The 16670-nt window shown below is 43.4% G+C and carries 16 protein-coding genes; 11 read left to right on the plus strand and 5 right to left on the minus strand.

Annotated features, from left to right (window positions below):
- Positions 1 to 73 precede the first annotated feature (73 nt).
- The 5 genes from msbA to AAC006_RS00995 all read left to right on the plus strand — a co-directional run bounded on the left by msbA (position 74) and on the right by AAC006_RS00995 (position 4707).
- Positions 74 to 1819, plus strand: a complete 1746-nt coding sequence (gene msbA, locus AAC006_RS00975; RefSeq protein ID WP_288389027.1) for a lipid A export permease/ATP-binding protein MsbA — start codon at positions 74 to 76, stop codon at positions 1817 to 1819.
- A gap of 9 nt (positions 1820 to 1828) precedes the next feature.
- Positions 1829 to 2830, plus strand: coding sequence for a tetraacyldisaccharide 4'-kinase (lpxK, locus tag AAC006_RS00980; RefSeq protein WP_126872386.1), 1002 nt, complete (start codon positions 1829 to 1831; stop codon positions 2828 to 2830).
- Between the two features lie 16 nt (positions 2831 to 2846).
- Positions 2847 to 3041 (plus strand): Trm112 family protein, encoded by a 195-nt coding sequence (locus AAC006_RS00985; protein WP_013783967.1) that lies wholly within the window; start codon positions 2847 to 2849, stop codon positions 3039 to 3041.
- Positions 3042 to 3048: 7 nt separating this feature from the next.
- Entirely contained in the window at positions 3049 to 3798 is a 750-nt protein-coding gene (gene kdsB / locus AAC006_RS00990; RefSeq protein ID WP_208804809.1) for a 3-deoxy-manno-octulosonate cytidylyltransferase, read from the plus strand.
- A 249-nt stretch (positions 3799 to 4047) separates the two neighbouring features.
- Complete coding sequence (locus AAC006_RS00995) at positions 4048 to 4707, plus strand: SDR family oxidoreductase (RefSeq protein WP_208804807.1); 660 nt, start codon at positions 4048 to 4050, stop codon at positions 4705 to 4707.
- Between the two features lie 145 nt (positions 4708 to 4852).
- Here the strand turns inward: AAC006_RS00995 and rimO are convergent, their stop codons facing one another.
- A complete protein-coding gene (rimO, locus tag AAC006_RS01000; RefSeq protein ID WP_126872340.1) occupies positions 4853 to 6295 on the minus strand; it encodes a 30S ribosomal protein S12 methylthiotransferase RimO in 1443 nt (480 codons plus the stop codon).
- 193 nt (positions 6296 to 6488) lie between these two features.
- Between rimO and AAC006_RS01005 the strand changes: the two genes are divergently transcribed.
- Positions 6489 to 8123: an alpha/beta hydrolase gene (locus AAC006_RS01005; protein WP_126872339.1), complete on the plus strand. Its 1635-nt coding sequence runs from the start codon at positions 6489 to 6491 to the stop codon at positions 8121 to 8123.
- A 107-nt stretch (positions 8124 to 8230) separates the two neighbouring features.
- Positions 8231 to 8704 (plus strand): DUF2919 family protein, encoded by a 474-nt coding sequence (locus AAC006_RS01010; RefSeq protein WP_013783972.1) that lies wholly within the window; start codon positions 8231 to 8233, stop codon positions 8702 to 8704.
- A 184-nt stretch (positions 8705 to 8888) separates the two neighbouring features.
- Here the strand turns inward: AAC006_RS01010 and AAC006_RS01015 are convergent, their stop codons facing one another.
- Both AAC006_RS01015 and tcdA read right to left on the minus strand, forming a co-directional pair.
- Positions 8889 to 9296: a hypothetical protein gene (locus tag AAC006_RS01015; protein WP_126872338.1), complete on the minus strand. Its 408-nt coding sequence runs from the start codon at positions 9294 to 9296 to the stop codon at positions 8889 to 8891.
- A 101-nt stretch (positions 9297 to 9397) separates the two neighbouring features.
- Complete coding sequence (gene tcdA / locus AAC006_RS01020) at positions 9398 to 10174, minus strand: tRNA cyclic N6-threonylcarbamoyladenosine(37) synthase TcdA (protein WP_126872385.1); 777 nt, start codon at positions 10172 to 10174, stop codon at positions 9398 to 9400.
- 419 nt (positions 10175 to 10593) lie between these two features.
- Between tcdA and AAC006_RS01025 the strand changes: the two genes are divergently transcribed.
- Both AAC006_RS01025 and AAC006_RS01030 read left to right on the plus strand, forming a co-directional pair.
- A complete protein-coding gene (locus tag AAC006_RS01025; protein WP_339349715.1) occupies positions 10594 to 11556 on the plus strand; it encodes a glutathione S-transferase family protein in 963 nt (320 codons plus the stop codon).
- A 155-nt stretch (positions 11557 to 11711) separates the two neighbouring features.
- Entirely contained in the window at positions 11712 to 13172 is a 1461-nt protein-coding gene (locus AAC006_RS01030) for a phosphomannomutase CpsG (RefSeq protein ID WP_208804801.1), read from the plus strand.
- A 260-nt stretch (positions 13173 to 13432) separates the two neighbouring features.
- Here the strand turns inward: AAC006_RS01030 and AAC006_RS01035 are convergent, their stop codons facing one another.
- Positions 13433 to 13855, minus strand: coding sequence for a DUF3429 domain-containing protein (locus AAC006_RS01035; protein ID WP_126872335.1), 423 nt, complete (start codon positions 13853 to 13855; stop codon positions 13433 to 13435).
- Between the two features lie 119 nt (positions 13856 to 13974).
- The gene (locus tag AAC006_RS01040; protein ID WP_013783978.1) at positions 13975 to 15252 is read right to left on the minus strand and encodes a citrate synthase; all 1278 of its coding nucleotides are present in this window, start codon (positions 15250 to 15252) and stop codon (positions 13975 to 13977) included.
- Positions 15253 to 15953: 701 nt separating this feature from the next.
- On the opposite strand from AAC006_RS01040, the gene sdhC reads away from it, so the two are divergent.
- Positions 15954 to 16328: a succinate dehydrogenase, cytochrome b556 subunit gene (gene sdhC / locus AAC006_RS01045; RefSeq protein ID WP_013783979.1), complete on the plus strand. Its 375-nt coding sequence runs from the start codon at positions 15954 to 15956 to the stop codon at positions 16326 to 16328.
- Complete coding sequence (gene sdhD, locus AAC006_RS01050) at positions 16322 to 16669, plus strand: succinate dehydrogenase, hydrophobic membrane anchor protein (protein WP_126872334.1); 348 nt, start codon at positions 16322 to 16324, stop codon at positions 16667 to 16669. Before sdhC ends, sdhD begins: the two co-directional genes overlap by 7 nt.
- The last annotated feature ends 1 nt before the right edge of the window (position 16670 follow it).

The raw sequence follows: 16670 nt of genomic DNA on the forward strand, positions 1-16670 counted from the left end.
AGGGAAATGACTCAAGTACTAGTACAATAGCGAGGGTGAAAGTAATGAATAACGAACAGGTTAAAACACTTTGATGCAACAAACCGATCCGTCGGCCTTCCAGGTTAAACGCTTTTTACGCTATCTGCGTGAATTTAAATTCCCTTTCTTCGTTGCCGTTATTGGCATGGTGGGCTACTCCGCAGTAGATACTTTCGTATTTGCACAATTGCAGCCCATGATTGATGAGTCGCTAGGGAAAAATGATCAGGCGTACTTACGATTAGCTGCGTATGCGATAGTCCCGTTGTTTTTATTAAGGGGTCTATTTAACTTTCTTGGTACCTACACACTAACGTGGATTGGTTCGCAGGTCGTCATGCGCATGCGACAACAGTTGTTCGATAAATACATCCATTTGCCGGTGTCTTTCCACGATACCCAAGCGGTGGGCGCGTTAATTAGTAAAGTGACCTACGACACAGAACAAGTTGCCAATGCTTCTGGTAAAGCCTTGTTAACCTTGGTACGGGAAGGGGCGCTTGTTATTGGATTACTCGCGGTCATGTTCTATTACTCATGGCAGTTATCTCTTATTTTCTTGTTAATTGGTCCCTTGGTTGCCGTTATTGTCTCATTCGTGAGTAAGCGCTTTAGAGTGGTGAGTCGAAACATTCAACAAGCGATGGGCAATTTAACATCTGCGGTAGAGCAGGCGGTAAAAGGCCATAAAGTGGTCATTATGTTTGGTGGGCAAACCATCGAACAAAAACGCTTCGAGCAGAAAAATAATAATAACCGCCAACAAACCATGAAGCTTGCGGTTACCCAGATTTTAAGTGTGTCATCTATTCAGGTTATTGCATCTGTGGCGTTAGCTGTAGTGCTCTATATTGCCAGCACGCCTGGCATGGTTGAAAAGCTCTCTGCGGGTGTATTTATTAACGTGGTGTTTTGTATGGTGATGCTACTAAAACCTTTAAAACAACTGACGACGATTAATAATGAGTTTCAAAAAGGCATGACTGCCTGCGTAAGCGTGTTTGAAATTCTAGATAGAGAAAACGAAGCTGATTCAGGCGACATAAAACTAGAGCGTGCAGTCGGTAAAATTGAATTCGATGATGTGACCTTTACTTACCCTGGAAAGCATTCGCCTGCGTTAACGAACGTGTCGTTTACCGCAGAACCTGGCCACTCTGTTGCTTTGGTAGGGCGTTCTGGAAGCGGAAAGTCGACCATTTCGTCGCTGCTTACCCGATTCTATTCCCCGCAAAGAGGGCAAGTCAGGTTGGATGACAATCCTTTAGACAGTATCGATTTAAAATCACTACGGGCGCAGTTTGCGGTAGTGTCGCAAAACGTAACATTATTTAACGATTCTATTGCCAATAACATTGCTTATGGTGCAAAAGAAACCGTGTCGCAGGCCAAAATTGAGCAAGCCTGCAAAATGGCTCACGTCGATGAGTTTTTGGGTAATTTACCTGAAGGTATCGATACTGTTATTGGTGAAAATGGCCTTATGTTGTCTGGCGGACAGCGTCAGCGTATCGCTATTGCTCGCGCTATTTTAGCCGATGCGCCGATTCTGATTTTAGACGAAGCGACCTCGGCGCTAGATACGGAATCGGAAAGACTTATTCAAGATGCACTAGAAACATTACAAAAACGATGCACCAGTATTGTGGTAGCCCACAGGTTATCGACGATTGAAAATGCCGACACTATCATGGTGGTTGAGCAAGGTCGCATTATTGAAAGTGGTAAGCATCAGGAGTTACTAGAAAAAGGCGGGCATTATGCTCAGCTTCACGCGTTGCAGTTTGGTGATAACTAAGTGAGTCGTATGGTGAAGCGCTGGTACGCTGGTCACCCGCTAGTGTGGCTGTTATCGCCACTTGCGATACTTTTCTGGCTGTTATCAGCTTTTCGAAGGTTTTTATTCTCTACCGGTCTGAAAAAGGTGTATCGAGGCCGTGCTAAAGTTATTGTCGTAGGCAATATTTCGGTTGGCGGTAACGGTAAAACACCTGTGGTACTTGCACTTGCGCAGTATTATCGCGAAAAAGGTGTTCGAGTTGGTATTTTAAGTAGAGGGTATGGGGGGAAGTCTAGCTATTATCCTCGTCAAGTCACCGCTAATGATGATGCCAGTGAAGTAGGGGATGAACCTCGACTACTGGCCATTCGAAGTCAAGTACCCGTGGTGATTGACCCTATACGTAGGCGGGGCGCAGATTATCTTTCAAGTGATCTTAATTGCGACCTTATTATCTGTGATGATGGCCTTCAACATTATGCGTTAGCAAGAGATGTTGAAGTGGTGGTAATGGACGAACGTTTAACCGGCAGTGGCTTTTTAATACCAATGGGGCCGCTTAGGGAAGGTCACTGGCGGCTGGCAACAGTAGATGCCATTGTGCATAACCGTGCTGACAATACGTTACCAGACCTTACAGCAGGCCAGACACCTCAGTATCTTATGAAGTTGGTAGCCGGTGAATTGTGCTCTGTTACAAACCCCACCGAGCAGGCTGAACTGACTAGCTTGCGCAGTAAAAATATTACTGCCATGGCAGGTATTGGTGCGCCTGAACGTTTTTTCTCGCAGTTAAAGAGTATGGGGTTAAACTTGTCCAGCACATTACCGTTTCCCGATCATCATCAATTTACTGCAGATGATATCCCATCGGGCGTTGTGCTAATGACCGAAAAAGATGCAGTGAAGTTAAGTGATATCGCTCACAGCGATTGTTGGTATCTGCCCGTTTCAGCAAGTATCGATAAGAAGTTTTTCACACAAATAGATAACAAGCTGGTTAATGCTGGCTTAACAATGACGCCTTAGCAAGCAAGGAAATACAATGGCATTTGATAACAAATTATTAGAAGTACTGGCATGCCCAGTGTGCAAAGGCAAGTTGGTGCTTAATGATGAAAAAGACAAGCTAATTTGCCGCTTTGACCGTTTAGCTTACGATATTAAAGACGGTATTCCGGTGCTTATAGAAAGTAAAGCAACGGTAATGACACTCGATGAAGTAGACGCAACGCGATAGGTGTGTGATGGCATTTACAGTAGTTATTCCCGCACGATATGGCTCTAGCCGCTTTCCAGGTAAACCTCTGGCTGATATTAACGGCAAGCCCATGATTCAGCATGTGGTAGAACGTGCCACTGAAGCGGGTGCTGAGCGAATCATTGTCGCCACTGACGACATGCGCATTGCCGATGTTGCTAATGAATTTTCTCATGTATGTATGACCGCCGATACACATCAGTCTGGCACCGAACGTATTGCCGAGGTAATTGAGAAAGAAAATATTGCCGCTGATAGCATTGTGGTTAATGTACAAGGTGATGAACCTTTCATTCCGGCGGCAAATATTAAGCAAGTGGCGAGTAATTTATCGAATGCACCTCAATGTGTGATGGCTACCTTGTCTACGCCTATTTTAGAAAGCGACGATGTATTTAACCCTAATATGGTTAAAGTACAGGTAAATGCACATAAAGAAGCGATGTATTTTTCTCGTTCCGCTATCCCGTTTGAACGTGATCGTATGATGGAAAACCGTCAAAGTGCTGATCCTAAATTGTATTTTCGACATATAGGCATTTATGCGTACCGTGCACAATACGTGCAGCAGTATGTTAGTTATCAGCCCAGTGCCCTTGAGCAAATTGAATCTCTCGAGCAGCTTAGGGCATTGTGGTATGGCGACAAAATCCATTGCGACGTAGCAGATGCTAAACCACCCGTTGGCATAGACACGCCTGAGGATCTTGCGCGTTTGCTGGCATCGTTAGGGTAAGCCGCGCTTTTTATTCGCTTTTTTAGCGGCTCAAAAAAACGAGTAATCATCAAAAAAAGCCAAAAGATATTCCGGTATTCAAATGCAAAAATGATTAGCCTGCTGAAAGGCTAATTAAGCGTTGCCAATAAATGGTTAACGCAGGGTTTTCATTGTGAATGCATGCCATCGACTTTTTTCGGCATAGCACTGGTATTTGTATTTGTATTTATATTTGTAGCGTGCAGCATATAAATAGGGAGCGTTAAAATGAACGTAGTCATTACAGGGGGCAACCGCGGTATTGGTCTAGCCCTGGTTAAGCAATATAAAGCGAAAGGCGCGACGGTGTACGCCACCTGTCGCAATAGTTGTGATGAGCTTAATTCATCTGGCGTTAAAGTGATCACGGGTGTTGATGTATCGCAGCCAGATACGCTGGCTGATAGTTTAGCGGAGCTAGCAGACGTTAAGATTGATTTGCTCATTAATAACGCAGGTGTGTTAGGCAAAGAAACCTTAGATGACTGGGAACCTCATACCATAGATTATCAGTTTAGAGTGAATGCGATGGGGCCTCTGCTTGTCACACAAACTCTTCTTCCATCAATGGCCGACAACAGTAAGATAGCCATGATCACCAGCAGAATGGGCTCTATGACCGATAACACCTCTGGCGGATATTATGGCTATAGAATGTCGAAAGCGGCGTTAAATGCTGCTGGTGTGTCACTAGCGAACGATCTCAAGCCACAAGGAATAGCGGTAGGTTTATTTCACCCAGGGTTTGTGCAAACTGAAATGGTGAATGGAAGCGGTGATATTGATGCAGATACCTCTGCTGAAAGATTGGTCGCTCGCATCGACGAAATGACCCTTGATAGCGCAGGGCGTTTTATACATTCAAATGCTGATGAACTGCCTTGGTAAGTGCGCTATAACTTCTGTCTGATGTGCATTCGGCATACTATTAACTAAAAAAAACCGGTAGCTCCTTAGGAACTACCGGTTTTTTGTTTATTATATTGTCATTATTTTGAACGACTTGTTGAAAACCTAGTGGCCATTTCTATGATTAATCTTGGCTTTCATCTTCGTCTTGATCTTCAGACAGTACCGCCCACACATCGTGTTCGTTAGCATGAATGACTTCGGCCCACACCCGTTGACCAGGTTTCACGTCATAGACGCCATTGAGGTGAACTAACCCATCAACTTCAGGTGCATCGGCATAAGTTCGCCCTACAGCGCCTTCGCTGTCTACGCTGTCGATAACCACTTGGTATTCATTACCAATGCGCGCTTGTAAACGCTGTGCACTAATTTCACCCTGAACTTCCATGAAGCGCGCTAAACGTTCTTGTTTAACGTCTTCAGGTACTGGATCAGGTAAGTCGTTGGCACGAGCTCCTTCAACAGGTGAGTAAGCAAATGCGCCCACACGGTCTAGCTGTGCCTCACGAATAAAGTCGAGTAACTCTTCAAACTCTTCTTCAGTTTCACCCGGAAAACCTACGATAAAGGTCGAGCGGATAACCAATGAAGGGCAGGCTTCACGCCATTTCTTAACGCGCTCAAGCGTACGATCTGCACTACCAGGGCGTTTCATTAAGCGTAAAATACGTTTGTTGGCATGCTGAAACGGGATATCAAGGTAAGGTAGAATTTTACCTTCATTCATCAGTGGAATAAGGTCGTCAACGTGCGGGTAGGGGTACACGTAATGTAGACGCACCCAAATGCCCATCTCACCCAGTTTTTCACACAATTGCTGCATGTGTGTTTTAACGGGCATACCATCCCAGAAGCCTGTTCTGTGCTTCACATCAACGCCGTACGCACTGGTGTCTTGTGAAATAACCAATAGCTCTTTAACACCCGCCGCTTTTAAGCGCTTCGCTTCATCAAGCACACTGCCCACCGGACGGCTTACTAGGTCGCCACGCATGGAAGGAATGATGCAGAAGGTACACCTATGGTTACAACCTTCTGATATTTTTAAATACGCGTAATGACGAGGCGTAAGTTTAACACCGTGATCGGGCACTAAATGTTCAAACGGGTTATGTTGAGGCTTAGGTAAATGTTCGTGAACTTGCTCAACTACCGATTCATAAGCGTGAGGGCCGGTAATAGCCAGTACATTAGGGTGTACTTCACGGATTTCATCTTCTTTAATGCCCAAACAGCCAGTTACAATGACTTTGCCGTTTTCTTTAAGCGCTTCACCAATGGTATCAAGTGACTCTTCTACCGCCGCATCAATAAAGCCGCAGGTATTAACAATAACCAAATCAGCATCGTTGTATGTAGGCACAACATCGTAGCCCTCGGTACGCAATTGCGTAAGAATGCGCTCGGAGTCTACCAAGTTTTTTGGGCAGCCTAAGCTGACAAACCCAATGCGGGCGCCGTTGCTTGCACCTGTACTACGATTTTCAGTCAGTGTTTTGACTGGTGTTTCTAAAGTAGTGGTTTTGTTTGCTGCTTTACTTGGATTGAAGGTTTCTACAGTCATCTAAAATATCACCCGGTAAACGACGCTACTTGTGCCTAAAATGGCCGCGGATTATACAGTAAGTATGGCGGGTTCGCAGCTCTTTGAGGTAAAACTTTTTCAACTAAGAACAATACTGCCTATTAGTGGAATACTGAACAAAAATTCATCATACTCTTTTGCTCTTCTCACATAAGTTTCACGGCAGGGCTTCATGGGCAGTTTTAAGTGCAGAAAAACGTTACCCATTCTATTTAGCTTGGTTATGTTTGGCTTAGCATCGTGTTCTTCAGACTATTATAAATCTGAGCCCCCATCACTCACATTGCGCTTGTCTAATGCGCCAGAATTCACCCTTGATTATATTGAGCACACCACCCGTGAGCTTTATTGGAGCTGCGTGACCATATGGCCGCGTTCGACAGAAGGCTTAATTAACAGCTTGTTGTGTACACAAGCGCTACTTGGGCGGGATGATGTCAGTGCTGACGAGCGCCAATTTGCGCTAAAACGTCATCGAGATGCGCTAATGAGTTTGCTGACATTGCGCATGTCGGGAAAAGAAGATGAAGCACATTTTCACACCCATTTAAATTTAGACCAGCCAATCATTTTTGCATCTAGAATGCTGACTTCAGAAGATGCTCTGCAACCCAACATTCTAGGAGAATACGGCGTTGCCGTGGTAGTAAGAGAACAAGCAGCCACAGAAACTGAACAGACCTATTACCCTCAAGAAGGGACTTACAGCAGTTACACATTGATGTTTCAGGGCATTAAGCTAGATGGTAACGAGGTGCACATAACGTTAGATGCTCAGAAAATTCATAGCCGAACCACGGTACGTGTGGGTAATAACGCCTATATGGCTAGGTACTCTCCAAGTGCCAGCTATTTAGCCTTACTAAATGATTCGATAGTCGGAGGGCTTCGCTGGAAAGGCTTTGTGGGTACTAAGCAAGCAAAAGCCCTTAGAGGAATTTACGTTATTGGGGAAATGTCTGACACCAAAATTCCCCTTATTATGATCCATGGACTTAATTCCGACCCCTTGATTTGGCGTTATTTGACTATGGCAGTAATGAATGACGAATGGTTGAACGAACGCTATCAAGTTTGGCATGTGCTTTACCCCTCAGGTCAGCCGCCACTGTATAGCGCCATGAAAATTCGAAGAGAGCTTGATGCGCTACTGGCCACTATTGATAACCCACTAATCACTCGCGAAGCGGTATTTATTGGGCACAGTTTAGGAGGGCTTATAACTAAGTTACTTACAGTATCGCCTGGCGACGCCTTTTGGAATACCACCTTTGCTGTACCTCCTGAACAGCTTGAAGAGGCGATGTCCGAAGATATTCGGGACACCTTTTTCTTTGAACCTAGGTTTACAACGAACACCGTTTTTTATTTAGATACGCCCCATAAGGGGTCGGCGTTAGCGGCGTCGGCAATCGGCTATATTGGTTCATCGTTGGTACAAATACCCTATGAACTCAAAAATATGTTTGTTGAGTTACTCGATGAAAATGGGGTCGACATTGTTCAGTCAGACATGCAAAGCTATTTAACCGACACTAAATTTAAAAGCCTCGACTCATTAAAGCCAGGTCACCCCTTGATGAACACCTTGTATCCTATGCCTATTCAAGGAAAAGCCTATTCCATTATTGGGTCGAAAAAAGAAACCGAATGTGAAAGAAGAGAAGTGTGTTTGTTACTCACTGATGGCGTGGTGACCTATGAAAGTGCCGATATACCAGAGGCCTTAGAAAGACTCATTGTTGTGTCTAAGCACAATTCATTTAAATCACCTGAAGCCGTGTCATTTATATTAGAACATTTATAAATATGCCAAATTGTCTGATATTTTCTTTTAGCGCTTTAAGTTTGCATTATTAGCCCAATAATAACTGGGTTATTAATTATTCTTTGAAGCAAGGCTATTTGTTTTTCATGCTAAAACTGCCATTAAAATATTACGATGAATCTGGCCGAATTTTACCGCCAAAATGGCTGTACGTCATACTGGCGCTATTTAGTTTGGACTGGATTGCGTTTATTTTTTCGCTGGCCTCGCGCTCGCAAACTGAAGCGTTACTTAAGCTGTTTTATCCTCAAAGTGAAAGTTTAGGCTTGGCATTACTAAGCAGTGTACCGATAGTGTTAGGGCTTGTGCTTATATCGCAACGTGAAAGGCTATGGAAAAAGGGGATCACAGGGTGGTCTCGTGCATTGTTGCCACTTATTTTAGTGGGCGTGATAGCGTCGTTGAGTGTGCAGTTTTATCATATTGTGTCGGTACATTGGGGGTTTGAGATGATAACTGCCATTAAGGTGGTGGTGTCTATTATCAGCTTATATTGTATTAGCCGAAGTCGGCATTTGCGCTGGATGATACAAGATTGGAAAAAGCCTCATTGCGAGTAAGTTGCAAGTAAATTGGCAACAAATTACGAGTAAAACCCGAATAAATCAGAAAATAGCATTTGTTTGAGGTGTTATTTTTCTGGGAATTAAGAATTAATTTTTAGGTGAAGAGACCCAAAAAAGCGTCTGGCGTGTGAGGCAAAAAGTTATAAGCCTCACACGAAAAAAGTGCAAAAAAGACCGATTACTGGCGGTGATTACTTACAGATTGATCAAAATAAGCTTTAACGCTGACCTGGCTGTCGTTTACTAGTCGCTCGTAGCAAATACCTGCAAAGGCATAAGAGTTCTCACCGACCACTAATAAAACGTAGGGTGCACTAGGGTTCGATTGGTCATAAAGCCATGTTCCACCCACAAAACGCTGGAACGTTTCTCCCAAATAGGCGCCAAAGATATTACATATGGTGAAAACTGCTTCATCTTCTAACGCGCTGTCATGATATTTGTCTAAAAAACTAAGTAAAATATCATCTACAAGCGAAACACTTTCAGCAGAGTAATCTAAGGTTAAACTGAACTCTTCTTGGGCTGTAGCAACCGCATCTTCTGCGCAGTCCTTCATTAATTGTTCGAGCTCTATAGGTGACATTTTATTATCCTTCTGACTTAACCTTTACGCGATAGAGTGATGTTCGCTATCGTCATTTTTAAACCTGCTAACAACATTGTGCGGTAGTTATTCCCGTTTGTCTATTTATGACCGGTTAAGCGATTGATTACACTGGCTGATGCGAACATACCAAAGGTGGCCGTTACCGTTACAACAGCGCCAAAACCGCCTGCACAATCAAGTCGCGTTCCGCCTTCCATTGCCGATTTGTTATAACACACGCTGCCATCAGGTTGGGGATAACGCAACTGCTCGGTTGAATAGATGCATTCAACCCCGAAGCGGCGTTTAGGGTTCTTACTGAAATTGTAATTGCGTCGCAGTTCACTGCGCAATTTGGCCGCAAGAGGATCTTGGGTGGTTTTTGATAAATCACCCCGGGTCACTTGGGTAGGGTCAATTTGTCCGCCGGCGCCACCAACAGTCACAATAGGTATTTTTGCGCGTTTACAATGGGCTACCATGGCAGCTTTCGCTCTTATGCTGTCAGTTGCGTCAATAACGGCATCCATAGCTTGGGTTAACAGTTCTGTTGTGTTTTCTGGCGTGACGAAGTCTTCAATGCATACCACTTCGCAATTTGGGTTTATGCGTTTAATACGCTGTGCAATAGCGTCAACCTTTGCTTCGCCTATGGTATCGGCCATCGCATGAATTTGTCGATTGGTGTTGGTTACGCATACGTCATCTAAATCAATCAGGGTGATTTTACCAATACCAGAGCGCGCCAGCGCTTCTGCACTCCAACTTCCAACCCCACCAATACCCACAACGCACACATGGCTCATTGCAAGTTTTTCTGCGGCTTCTGCGCCATATAGGCGCACGATACCGCCAAATCGTTGATCTTCCAATATACTCACTTTGTATTCCAGTTCTTGCTAGGCCAATAGCCGCATTGTTTAAGCGCTGCGTTAAAATTGTTCAGCCATCACTCGTTAAACGGCGAAAAAACAGAACAGCTTAAACATAAAACAAAGGCTTTTACTCAAGGGGCGCATGATCGCAAAAAAGCGTAATATTGCAAGGGATCTTCTTTAAACAGTCAGTAAGACATGTCAAAAAGCTATGATACTGCCATTATTAAGGCACACGTAGCGAATGGTGACATGCCTATGAAACATGACTGGACATCGACGATAAGATGGATGCTAGGTAAACTTGTTATACCCATTCGTTCTATAAACTAGGAAGTTAAATCCAAAAATACAGGCATTACGTTCAAAGCTATACATGGTTGAATAACGCGTTTTAAAATGAATGCTTGGAGAAATAAATGGGATTGCTTGTAGACGGAATATGGCAAGATAAATGGTATGACACGAGTGAGAATGGCGGTAAATTTGAACGTCAAGCGTCGAAGTTTAGAGGTACGATAGGCGGTGAAGCAGGAGCTGAACACCCACCAGAGTCTGGTCGTTATCATCTTTATGTTGCTTATGCCTGTCCGTGGGCGCATCGTGCGTTAATTTTAAGGCAACTGAAAGGGCTGACTCAGCACATTGATGTTTCTGTGGTGAACCCCGATATGCTTGGAGATGGTTGGAGTTTTTCTGATTACCCAGGTAGTACCGGCGATAAGCTATACCATAATGATTATCTCCATCAGCTATACACCAAAGCAAAGCATGATGTTACCACGCGGGTAACGGTTCCGGTGCTGTGGGACAAACAAACCCAGTCTATAGTGAATAATGAATCTGCAGATATCATTCGCATTTTCAACAGTGACTTCAATGCGCTTACAGGTGGCAGCCAAGACTTTTACCCCGCGCCATTACGAGAAGAAATAGACAATATTAATAATACGGTTTATCACGCGATTAATAACGGCGTGTATAAGGCTGGCTTTGCTACCACGCAAAGTGCTTATGAAGAGGCGGTTGAGGTCTTGTTTGAAGCATTGGATGCGCTAGAAACAAGGTTGTCGACACAACGTTATTTAGTGGGCAATCAAATTACCGAAGCGGATTGGCGCTTGTTCACCACCTTGATTCGCTTTGATGCGGTGTACCATGGTCACTTCAAGTGCAATATTCGCCAAATTGCAGACTACCCAAACTTGTACGGGTACATGAAAGAGTTATATCAATATCCAGGTGTGGCAAGCACAGTAAATTTTGACCATATCAAACGTCACTATTATTACAGCCACACCATGATAAACCCTACCCAAGTTATTTCCGTTGGCCCAAAACAAGATTTAATGACTCCCCACAACAGAGAAAAAATAAATTAAGTTTAATTACTTAGTAATTTGAAAAGCGCATTGCGCGAAGGTGAGGGGTTTTATACCATCTACTTTACAATCATTGCGTCACTTTTGTTGTAACACATTTTCTTGTCACAAAAGTGACCAATAATAGCTTTAACAGGGAACAGAGACTCTAATACATGACTAAACCAATTACATGCTTTAAAGCATATGACATACGCGGTGAGCTTAATAGCCAACTTGATGAAGCAACAGCTTATCGCATTGGTTACGCCTTTGCTGAAGAGTTGAAAGCGAAAACAGTAGTGGTGGGCAGCGATGTTCGTTTAACCTCTACCCCCTTAAAACTTGCCTTGAGCGCAGGACTAATTGATGCTGGCGCGAACGTTACCGATATTGGTATGGCAGGCACCGAAGAGATATATTTCGCGACTAAACACTTAGGTGTTGATGGCGGAATAGAAGTAACTGCTAGTCATAACCCCATTAACTACAATGGCATGAAGTTGGTAAAAGCTGATTCAGTGCCCATTAGTGGCGATACTGGCTTAAATGCCATCAAAGAGCGCGCTGAGCAGTTGAGCGATGAAGCGGTATCACAGCGCCTTGCCTATTACACGCAAGGTGAGGCCATTGACGCTGACGCCTTTTACAACGGTCATGCACACATCAAGGTTTCACATTTAACTGATACAGGCAGCTATGTAGAAGATAGCTGTATGTCAGCCTATGTAGACCACATGTTGTCTTATGTGAATCTTGATTCGTTCACACCACTTAAAATAGTGGTTAATGCAGGCAACGGTGCTGCAGGTCCAGCGCTTGATGCTATTGAAGCTGAGTTAGCGAGCAGACAAGTTCCAATTAGCTTTATTAAGGTGCATCACGAAGCAGATGGCACCTTCCCTCATGGTATTCCAAATCCGCTATTACCTGAAAACAGAGCAGATACTGCCGATGCTGTTATTAAACATAACGCGGACTTTGGTGTGGCGTGGGATGGCGACTTCGATCGTTGCTTCTTGTTCGATGCTAGCGGCAACTTCATTGAAGGTTATTACATTGTTGGTTTGCTTGCAGCAGCGTTCATTGAGAAAAACCAAGACAGTAAAATTATTTATGACCCACGGGTATTTTGGAATACCGAAGACATTGTGGCGAATGCTGGCGGTACACCTATTAAATCGAAAACAGGTCATGCGTTTATTAAAGAGCGTATGCGCAAGGAAGACGCGGTGTATGGCGGTGAGATGAGTGCGCACCATTATTTTAGAGATTTCGCTTACTGCGATTCAGGTATGATCCCTTGGTTGCTAATTGCCGAACTTGTGTGTGTTAAAAAGCAATCGTTGGCGAGCATGGTTAAAGCGCGCATTGAAGCATTTCCATCATCGGGTGAGATCAACAGCAAGCTTAAAGATGCAGATGCTGCACTTGAGCGCGCAACATCTAAATATAAGCCACTTGCAACGTCGATCGATACTACCGACGGCCTAGGATTGGAATTCGACACATGGCGTTTTAATTTGCGTAAATCGAACACCGAACCGGTTATTCGCTTAAACGTAGAAAGTCGAGGCGATATAGCCTTGATGGAAGAAAAAACGGCTGAGTTGCTTTCGGTTATACGTGACGAGTAACATCCCGCGTTTTTACTTTTTTTACGGCTGACTTGTTAAATAAAATGAACAAGGATTAGTTTAAAAGAAAAGCGTAACGCATAAACCGGAGTGTATCGTCGGTGTACTAAAAAAGCGCAGTCATGATAATTATATGACTGCGCTTTTTTGTGTCTTGCTGGCACGTGCCGTTTCAACAATTAGCAAACACTTGTAGCATCAGCCAATTTTGATAACGTAATGATGTTTCCTGACTACATGCGCGCTATGTACTATGAAAATTAGGTAATGAGATAAATCATCCAAGCATGGCTAATTACCACGACCGAGGTAAGTGCTATACGTAAACTGATATAACTTACAATTTGGCCTTTTGGTAGGCTAAGCGTGAATTTGTCATACACTAAGATGGCAACGTAACTAAGCGAAAGCACCCCTAACGTTTTCGGGTCGTGGCTAAATACCAAACAAAGCCAACCGACAATGCTGGGTAACATGGCGATATACATTTGTTTACCATAACGCGCATTACTGATTGAGTCCCACCAATGAATGCCACCAAAAAAAGACAGTAAAACCGCTGAGTACTGCATAAAGTAAACAGCGCTTTGGGTTAGTGATAAAAGATTAAAAGAATAAGCTATTGGCATAGCCAAAAAAGGGATGAGCCCAGCAACGCCAAGCAACACAACAGAGTAGGGCATATAACATAATCCTTCTGCGGTTATTCTAATAAACTGTTGTACGAAAGTTTATTAAAAAAGAGCCAAAAAAATAGCGCCAGAAGGCGCTATTTTATGAACAAATAATTATCTGTTCACGCTTATTTTAATGGCGTGTACTTACGCTGGTTGTGACCAGTGTAAAGCTGACGAGGACGACCAATTTTTTGTTTTGGATCGCTCATCATTTCATGCCAGTGTGAAATCCAACCCACTGTACGAGACAATGCGAAGATACACGTAAACATATTGGTTGGAATACCAATAGCTTTAAGTACGATACCTGAGTAGAAATCTACGTTAGGGAACAATTTCTTCTCTGCGAAGTACGGGTCGCTTAATGCAATTTTTTCAAGTTCCATTGCTACTTCAAGTAGTGGATCTTTAACATTAAGTTCACTAAGTACTTCGTGACAGCTTTCGCGCATTACTGTTGCGCGTGGGTCGTGATTTTTATATACACGGTGACCAAAGCCCATAAGACGGAACGGGTCAGCCTTATCTTTAGCGCGTGCAATAAACTCAGGAATGCGGTCAACAGTACCAATTTCCTCAAGCATATTCAGACATGCTTCGTTCGCACCACCGTGGGCAGGGCCCCAAAGTGAAGCAACACCAGCGGCAATACATGCGTAAGGGTTAGCACCAGATGAACCAGCTAGTCGAACAGTAGATGTAGATGCGTTTTGCTCGTGGTCAGCATGAAGCGTAAAGATACGATCCATTGCACGTTCAACCGCAGGGCTAATCTCAAATTCTTCAGCAGGAACTGAGAACATCATGTTCAGGAAGTTAGCTGCATAGCTCAAATCGTTACGTGGATAAACGAATGGTTGACCAATGTTGTACTTGTAACACATGGCTACCAAAGTAGGCATTTTCGCAATTAAGCGATGTGCACTACGTTTACGCTCTTCATCGTTAGAAACGTCTAAGTCGCTGTGATAGAAAGATGACATACCACCAACCGTACCGCATAACATTGCCATAGGGTGGGCATCGTTGCGGAAGCCATGGAAGAACATGTTAATTTGCTCATGTACCATGGTGTGGCGTGTAATCGTTGATTTGAATTCTTCATATTCTTCTTTAGACGGTGCATCACCGTGTAGAAGCATATGACAAACTTCAAGGTAGTCTGCATCGCGCGCTAATTCTTCAATCGGGAAACCACGGTGTAGTAATACACCAGCAGCACCGTCAATGTAAGTAATAGCTGACTCGCAAGATCCTGTCGCCATAAAACCAGGGTCGTAGGTGAAGTAACCGTGTTGACCAAGGGTACGAACGTCGATTACGTCTTGTCCTTCGGTGCCAGACAAGATAGGAAGCTCGATTTCCTTACCGCCGGCTTTAAGAATGGCTTTCTGATCTGCCATAAAATGCTCTCCTCAGAATGGTTCTGTTTGCAGCGAAAACGGGCGAAAATGCTCGTTTCGTTGGGGAAAAGTGGCGTATTTGTACTTTATTATGTACCAATAAGTCAATTTAATTGCATTTATGCACAATAAATATTCCGAATTACTGAGATTTATAATGCTCAGCCGGAATCTCTATCGTTAACATTTTGGTAATCGCACTAAACCCGTTTCAGGGTAATTATCAATGTCTTTTGGCAAAAGGTAAACCACCGTTTACCAAATTTATTAACACCTTAGCTGAAAAAATAACCTTTTGTCGATTGAGAATTACCCGTTTTCATTAAAAGACCTTAATTTTGCTAGTGAAAATAGTGTTATTCTAGTTTAGTGCTGATACACTTTACAGCCTTGTTTATTAAGCATTCCATGCTTGTTGTTAGTATTTGTGGCTACTTTTCTTTGTGTTTATCAGGAAGATTTGTCAAAAAAGACTAAAGTCTTACTACAGCACAAAAAATTGTAATTATATACTGTGCTGGATATACTCAGCAGTGCATTAAAACAGAATAATTATTCTGTTAATTGCATTAAAGAATAATTCACAAATTGTTAACAACTCATTGGATGAGGTAATTAACAGGTAATAAACGAATTAACTCACACAGGACATAATAACGGTGAGTAATTCATTATCCCTACGGATTAAACAGGCATACATTGTGAAAAAGCAAAGACCAGTAAATTTAGAACTCAATACTATTAAATTTCCGCCTGCCGCTATTTCGTCAATTCTCCACCGTGTTACCGGTGTCGCAATGTTCTTCGCATTACTCTTTGTTATTTGGGCATGGGCAGTATCTGTTTCCTCGCCTGAAGGGTTTGCGAACGTACAAGCGATGATGGACGGTATCATTGGAAAAGTGATCGCAATAGGCACTTTATCAGCGCTGACTTACCACATTTTAGGCGGCCTAAGACATGTAGTTATGGATTTAGGTCACTGGGAAGAGTTGGAGTCAGGAAACCTCAGCGCCAAAATAGCTATCGCTCTTTGGATTGTGCTGACAGTAGTATTGGGAGTAGCACTATGCTAGGCAACCAAGCAAGCTTAAAGCGTAATGGTATTCAAGATTACGTTTCACTACGTACTACCGCTGCAATTATTTTTGCTTATACGGTATTCATGGCGTGGTTTTTTATATCCACTGATAATATTACTTTCATTGAGTGGCGCGGATTATTTTCTGGGCTAGCGATGAAGGTGTTCACATTGGCAGCACTTATCGCCATCATGATCCACGTTCGTATTGGCCTTTGGCAAGTACTTACCGATTATGTGAAGGCGTCTGGTTTGCGTGCAATCATTCAGTATGTTCTAAACATCATTGCTTTTGGTTACGTCGCTGTTGGTCTGTTTGTATTGTGGGGAGTGTAAG

This window comes from uncultured Alteromonas sp., from assembly GCF_963976965.1.
GTDB classification, from domain to species: domain Bacteria; phylum Pseudomonadota; class Gammaproteobacteria; order Enterobacterales; family Alteromonadaceae; genus Alteromonas; species Alteromonas naphthalenivorans.